The sequence below is a fragment of the Limnohabitans sp. genome, assembly GCF_044361985.1.
Classification (GTDB): Bacteria; Pseudomonadota; Gammaproteobacteria; order Burkholderiales; family Burkholderiaceae_C; genus Limnohabitans_A.
On record NZ_JBIKHV010000119.1, the window covers coordinates 1 to 5922 of the forward strand.

General features: G+C 58.0%; 6 protein-coding genes and 1 other RNA gene. 5 read left to right on the forward strand and 2 right to left on the reverse strand.

The window, feature by feature from the left end:
- Positions 1–24: 24 nt before the first annotated feature.
- Positions 25–121, forward strand: an RNA gene (gene ffs, locus ACIQ3A_RS13355) — signal recognition particle sRNA small type.
- Between the two features lie 90 nt (positions 122–211).
- On the opposite strand, the gene ACIQ3A_RS13360 is transcribed toward ffs, so the two are convergent.
- Both ACIQ3A_RS13360 and ACIQ3A_RS13365 read right to left on the reverse strand, forming a co-directional pair.
- Entirely contained in the window at positions 212–505 is a 294-nt protein-coding gene (locus tag ACIQ3A_RS13360) for a hypothetical protein (RefSeq protein WP_396432218.1), read from the reverse strand.
- A gap of 85 nt (positions 506–590) precedes the next feature.
- Positions 591–1907, reverse strand: coding sequence for an NAD(P)/FAD-dependent oxidoreductase (locus tag ACIQ3A_RS13365; RefSeq protein WP_396432219.1), 1317 nt, complete (start codon positions 1905–1907; stop codon positions 591–593).
- A 104-nt stretch (positions 1908–2011) separates the two neighbouring features.
- Between ACIQ3A_RS13365 and trxA the strand changes: the two genes are divergently transcribed.
- From trxA to ACIQ3A_RS13385, 4 genes are all read left to right on the forward strand, one after another.
- On the forward strand, positions 2012–2344 hold the full coding sequence (gene trxA / locus ACIQ3A_RS13370; protein ID WP_396432220.1) for a thioredoxin TrxA: 333 nt from the start codon (positions 2012–2014) through the stop codon (positions 2342–2344).
- 242 nt (positions 2345–2586) lie between these two features.
- Positions 2587–3849, forward strand: coding sequence for a transcription termination factor Rho (rho, locus tag ACIQ3A_RS13375; protein WP_108407005.1), 1263 nt, complete (start codon positions 2587–2589; stop codon positions 3847–3849).
- An 84-nt stretch (positions 3850–3933) separates the two neighbouring features.
- Positions 3934–4194 (forward strand): type B 50S ribosomal protein L31, encoded by a 261-nt coding sequence (locus ACIQ3A_RS13380; RefSeq protein WP_396432221.1) that lies wholly within the window; start codon positions 3934–3936, stop codon positions 4192–4194.
- A gap of 154 nt (positions 4195–4348) precedes the next feature.
- Positions 4349–5922 (forward strand): hypothetical protein (locus ACIQ3A_RS13385; protein WP_396432222.1); only part of this gene is annotated, 1574 nt, incomplete at its 3' end.

The window sequence follows — 5922 nt, forward strand, 5'->3', positions numbered from 1 at the left end:
ACCGGCTCGCCTACAATCTGCTTTGACGGGCCTTCCCGCATGGTGAAGCGGCCAACCGGGTCAGGTGGGGAACCAAGCAGCCCTAACTGTGGAGCCAGTGCCGGGGTCAAGGCTCGTCAACTTACATTCCTAAAGATGCCCAAGGCCACTTGCAACCTGACAAGTCCCACTTGGCGCATCGAAAATCTCCCAATCCCAATCCCAATCCGAATCAGGCCATTCGCCGACGCAGCGCAGGAAAAGGCAAGGATTTGACTTTGGCCGAAGTCACCAATTGCGGCGCAACAGGGGCAGCGCGCAGCAACTCGGAGACCAGGACATCGGCGTTCTTGTGGGCGCCATTGCGGTTGATCTCAAAGGCCAAACGTGTCTGGCCAGCCATTTGAGACACAAAATTCTGGGGGTAATCGCGGACATTGAAACCACGCAAAGCCATCACTTTCATGAAAGCGTTGGCAGCCTCTTCAACGGCGCGCTGGTATTCCTGGGAAGCTTCTGGCGTCATATCGACCTCGTTCTATGGATGAAGTTACTCACCCGATAACAACGCAGCACCCAGCCAACAGGCATACACCGTTTGTGTGAGATTGTTACAAATTCGCCAAAATACCCTGGCCCGCGCACCAACCACTGGCCAGACAGGCTGTCAACAAGTACCCCCCGGTCGGGGCTTCCCAGTCCAGCATTTCACCTGCGCAATACACCCCAGGACGACTCGCCAGCATTCCGCCAAGCGTTATCCCCGCCAAATTAACCCCGCCCGCTGTGCTGATCGCCTCAGCCACAGGTCTGGGATTTTTAAGGGGTACGGCCAAATTTTTAAGGCTGAACGCCAACGCCTCGGGATCGGCAAGGGTTTCGGCTAAGCACAGCTCATGCACCAGCCCCATCTTGACACCCTCCAGGCCCAAACGGCTTTTGAGATGGCTGGACAAACTCCGGCTACCCCGCGGCCAGCGCACTGCTTCTCGCACCTGGTCGATTGTTTTATCAGATATTAAATCCAGAACGAAATGGGCACTCCCTCGGGTCAGGTCATCGCGCAGCATGGCCGATGCGGCATAAATCAAACTGCCTTCCACCCCGGTGTCGGTGATGACGAATTCGCCTTTGCGTTCGAACCTGGCCTCACCCGCCAACCCATCCTGAATTCCATCGGCAGCACCGACCCTCAGCGAAACCGACTTGAGCGGATGGCCCGCATAGCGTTGACGAAAGTGCTCGGTCCAGCCTTGACCCTCACGCCCCAGCACATCGAAACCACAATTGGCCGGTTTAAGAGGCGAGATGCTCACGCCCTGATCGGCCAACAAGGGGACCCAGGCGCCGTCCGACCCCAAACGGGGCCAACTGGCTCCTCCCAAAGCCAACAAAGTGGCGCGGGCATGAACCCGAGTCACGCCCGAATGGCCCGTGGGCTGGAAAACCAGACCATCACCCGCCCAGCCTTGCCATCGATGTCGCATATGAAACTGCACCGACACCCCCGAAGTCGGGTGCCTCAGCCGCTGCAGCCAGGCTCTGAGCAAGGGTGCCGCCTTCATTTCCTTAGGAAAAACACGCCCGGAAGTTCCGACGAAAGTGTCCACCCCCAAGCCCTGAGCCCAGTCCCGAACGGCTTGAGCGCCCATCTGATCGAGCCAATGCCCCACAAGGGCTTGCGGGGCGCCATAACGGCTGCGGAACAATTCAGGGGCCTCAGCGTGCGTGAGGTTCAAGCCGCCTTTGCCTGCCAATAAAAATTTGCGCCCCACGGAAGGCATGGCATCGAATAAATGAACGGACACGCCGGCCTGCGAAAGCACCTCTGCGGCCATCAAGCCAGCGGGCCCACCGCCCACGATGGCCACATCGACCTGGAGTACGGGGGCGTCGGATAAAACTGAAGGTGCGGAAGAGAAAGTCATGAGGGAATAGGTTGGCAACGCCACTCTGACAAGTAGGTGCAGAGGGATTCTGTCAAAATAGCTTTGACTTTAGCCGCATCTTCAATGTTCACAAGGAAAAGGCCATGGCCAGCGATCTGATCAAACACATTACCGACGCCACATTTGAAGCCGAGGTGCTCCAGTCGAGCCACCCGGTGGTGGTTGACTTCTGGGCCGAATGGTGCGGCCCCTGCAAGATGATTGCCCCCATCCTGGACGAAGTGGCCAGCGCTTACGAAGGCAAGTTGCAAATCACCAAGATGAATGTGGACGACAACCGCGACATTCCCGCCAAGTTCGGCATTCGCGGCATCCCCACCCTGATGATCTTCAAGGACGGTCAATTGGCCGCCACCAAAGTCGGCGCCATGAGTAAATCACAATTGACCGCTTTCATCGACCAGCAACTGGTTTGATACCGGCTTGGGCCCTGTCACTCGGGGCCCCATGCAAAACTGGGCCTAAGTGCCCGGTTTTTTGTTTTTTGGACCACTCTAAAACCTGTCATAATTTCGCCTAGGCAACCCGAACAGGGACCAACGCCTTGATTGCCGGAAGCCCCAGCCCCCAACCCCGGGCGGCATCCGGTTCTGAATATTTCCACCCGGTTATCTGAAAACGGCCCCCTTACGGTCCGTTTTGACACAGGCCCATTCCCATGCATTTGAACGAACTCAAGGCACTTCATGTGTCCGAACTCCTGAAGCAAGCCGACACGCTCGAAATCGAGAACACCGGCCGAATGCGCAAACAGGAACTGATGTTTGCGATCATCAAAAAACGCGCCAAAGCGGGCGAACAGGTGTTTGCCGATGGTGTGCTCGAAATCCTGCCCGATGGTTTTGGTTTCTTGCGCAGCCCCGACTCCAGCTACACAGCCAGCACCGACGACATCTACATCAGTCCCAGCCAGGTGCGCCGCTTCAACCTGCACACCGGCGACATGATCGAAGGTGAAGTGCGCATCCCCAAAGACGGCGAGCGTTACTTTGCCCTCACCAAGCTCGACCAGGTGAACGGGGATTTGCCGGAGAACAACAAACACAAAGTCATGTTCGAGAACTTGACGCCCCTGTTCCCCACAGAGCAGATGCGTCTTGAGCGCGACATCAAAGGCGAAGAAAACATCACCTCCCGCGTGATCGACATCATTGCCCCCTTGGGCCGTGGCCAGCGCGCTTTGATCGTGGCTCAACCCAAGTCAGGCAAGACGGTGATGATGCAGCAAATCGCGCATGCCATCACGGCCAACTACCCCGATGTGCATCTGATGGTGTTGCTGGTCGACGAGCGCCCTGAAGAAGTAACCGAAATGCAGCGCAGCGTCCGCGGCGAGGTCATCTCATCCACCTTTGATGAGCCCGCCTCGCGCCATGTGCACGTGGCAGAGATGGTGATTGAACGTGCCAAGCGCTTGGTTGAACTGAAAAAAGACGTGGTGATCCTGCTGGACTCGATCACCCGCCTGGCCCGTGCTTACAACAACGTGGTGCCCTCGTCGGGCAAAGTGTTGTCAGGTGGTGTGGACGCCAACGCACTGCAGCGCCCCAAGCGCTTCTTTGGTGCGGCCCGAAATGTTGAAGAAGGCGGCAGCTTGACCATCATTGCCACCGCCCTGGTCGACACCGGCAGCCGGATGGACGAGGTGATCTTTGAAGAATTCAAGGGTACCGGCAACTGCGAAATCCACCTGGAGCGTCGCTTGTACGAAAAGCGCGTGTTCCCGGCCATCAACCTCAACCGCAGCGGCACCCGACGCGAAGAATTGCTGTTGCAGGCTGAAGTGCTGCAAAAAACCCGCATCTTGCGACAGTTCATGTACAACATGGACGAGATCGAAGCCATGGAAATGGTCTTGAAGAGCATGAAGGCGACCAAGAACAATTCCGAGTTCTTCGACATGATGCGACGCGGCGGCTGATACCCTATAATCGACAGGTTTTGCGGAAAGTGCTCTCAGATAGGCTGAAGAGTGGCTCCCGTAGCGAAAATAAAAGGATTCATCATGAAAAAAGGCATTCACCCCAACTACCGTGAAATTTGCTTCCAAGACATGTCCAATGGCTTCAAGTTCGTGACCCGTTCATGCGCCAACACCAAGGAAATGATCAAGATGGAAGACGGCCGCGAGCTGCCTTGGTACAAGCTGGACACCACCAGCGAATCACACCCCTTCTACACCGGCACACAAAAGTCGGTCGACAACATGGGTGGCCGCGTGGAGAAATTCCGCAACCGTTTCGGCAAGACCACCGTCACCAAATAATCTTTTATTTGTTACCCCTCAAAGGGCAGCCCGGGTCACCGGCCTGCCCTTTTTGTATTGAGGCACCCCCAAGGGGGCTGCGGTGGCCAGTGCACGCACCCCTGATAACGGCCCCCCTCTTCCAAGCGGCTGCAAACTGATATCTTCTGAACCTGTGAACCATCCCACCCCCGCCATCGTTGCCCAAAGCGCCGTGCGCAGACTGCCGCGTCTGGCCTTGCTTTTGCTGTGTGTGGCCTATGTCCTGCCGGGCTTTTGGGGCCGGGCGCCTTGGAAAGCGCAAGACATCGAAGCCTTTGGCTACATGTTGCAATTGGCACAACCCGGCATGGGCGAGGCCATCAGCTGGCTCAAACCCATGCTGTTGGGCAGCCCTGACAGCAACCTGGCCTTGCTGCCTTATTGGTTGGGCGCCCTGTTCATTCAATGGGCACCCAAAGGCCTGGAAGACGTCTTTGCCCGACTGCCCTTCATCGCCATGTTGAGCGCCACCTTGGCGTCCACTTGGTATGCGGTGTATGCACTGACCCGTCACCCTGCGGCTCAGCCAGTGGCCTTTGCATTTGGAGGCGAAGCCAAACCAGCGGACTACGCCCGCGCCATGGCCGATGGGGGTTTATTGGCGCTGTTGGCCTGCCTGGGCTTGGCTCGGCTGTCACACGAAACCTCCCCCGCACTCAGCCAATTGTGTTTTGCCGCCTTGCTGTTTTTTGGCTTGTCCACATGGACTCGCCACCGCATTCAAAGTGCTGTGGCCGTCACCGTGGGCATGCTGGGCCTGACACTGTCTGGTGCACCCACTTTGGCGCTTTGGCTGGGCATCGGGGGCTCGGTCATTTGCGCTTCAGCGCAAGCTGACCCCGCCCAACGCCGTTTGAGCATGCTCGATGTGGGCCTGCTGGCCCTGATATGCCTGCTGTGCGTGACCACCGCCGGTGCGCTGGACTTGTGGCGCTGGCGTGTAGTGCCTCACAGCATGTTCGACCTGCACTTGCTGGGCAAGTTGCTCGCCTGGTTCACCTGGCCTGCCTGGCCCCTGGCACTGTGGGCACTGTGGCGCTGGCGTGGGCAACTGTCGCAAGTCTGGCGCTACCCGCACCTGGGCTTGCCACTGTGGTTTGCGCTGGTCACGATTGGCGCTACCTGGTTCACGGGTTTGTCTGACCGCGCGCTGCTGACTTCATTGCCCGCCATTGCCACTTTGGCGGCTTTGGCGCTGCCCACGCTTAAACGCAGCCTCGGTGCATTGATCGACTGGTTCACCTTGCTGTTTTTCAGCTTCTGCGCACTCGCCATGTGGGTGGTCTGGGTGGCCATGCAAACTGGCATGCCTGCCAAAACAGCGGCCAATGTGGCGCGCCTGGCACCGGAGTTTGTGCCCGAATTTTCAACCGCTGCGTTCGCCCTGGCACTGGCAGCCACTGTGGCTTGGGCGATGCTGGTGAGGTGGCGCACCGGTTACCACCGCGCTGCCATCTGGAAAAGCCTGGTGCTGCCCGCAGGTGGTGCGGTCCTTTGCTGGTTGCTGCTGACAAGCTTGTGGTTGCCTCTGCTCAACTACGCACGAAGCTATGCGCCAATGGTGGAAAAAATCACCCGCATCACAGACCCGAACACTTGCTTTCAATATGCAGGCATCAGCAAGGCCCAAGGCACGGCTTTGTTGCACCACGGCCATGCCAGGCTGATGCCTATGCAAGCGCCCCAAACCGACTGCCCATGGCTGAT

Bases quoted from the DNA above. Each gene is read 5' to 3' on its own strand.
- ACIQ3A_RS13360 (WP_396432218.1), bottom strand. From the start codon at position 505: ATGACGCCAGAAGCTTCCCAGGAATACCAGCGCGCCGTTGAAGAGGCT.
- rho (WP_108407005.1), top strand. From the start codon at position 2,587: ATGCATTTGAACGAACTCAAGGCACTTCATGTGTCCGAACTCCTGAAG.
- ACIQ3A_RS13380 (WP_396432221.1), top strand. From the start codon at position 3,934: ATGAAAAAAGGCATTCACCCCAACTACCGTGAAATTTGCTTCCAAGAC.
- ACIQ3A_RS13365 (WP_396432219.1), bottom strand. From the start codon at position 1,907: ATGACTTTCTCTTCCGCACCTTCAGTTTTATCCGACGCCCCCGTACTC.
- trxA (WP_396432220.1), top strand. From the start codon at position 2,012: ATGGCCAGCGATCTGATCAAACACATTACCGACGCCACATTTGAAGCC.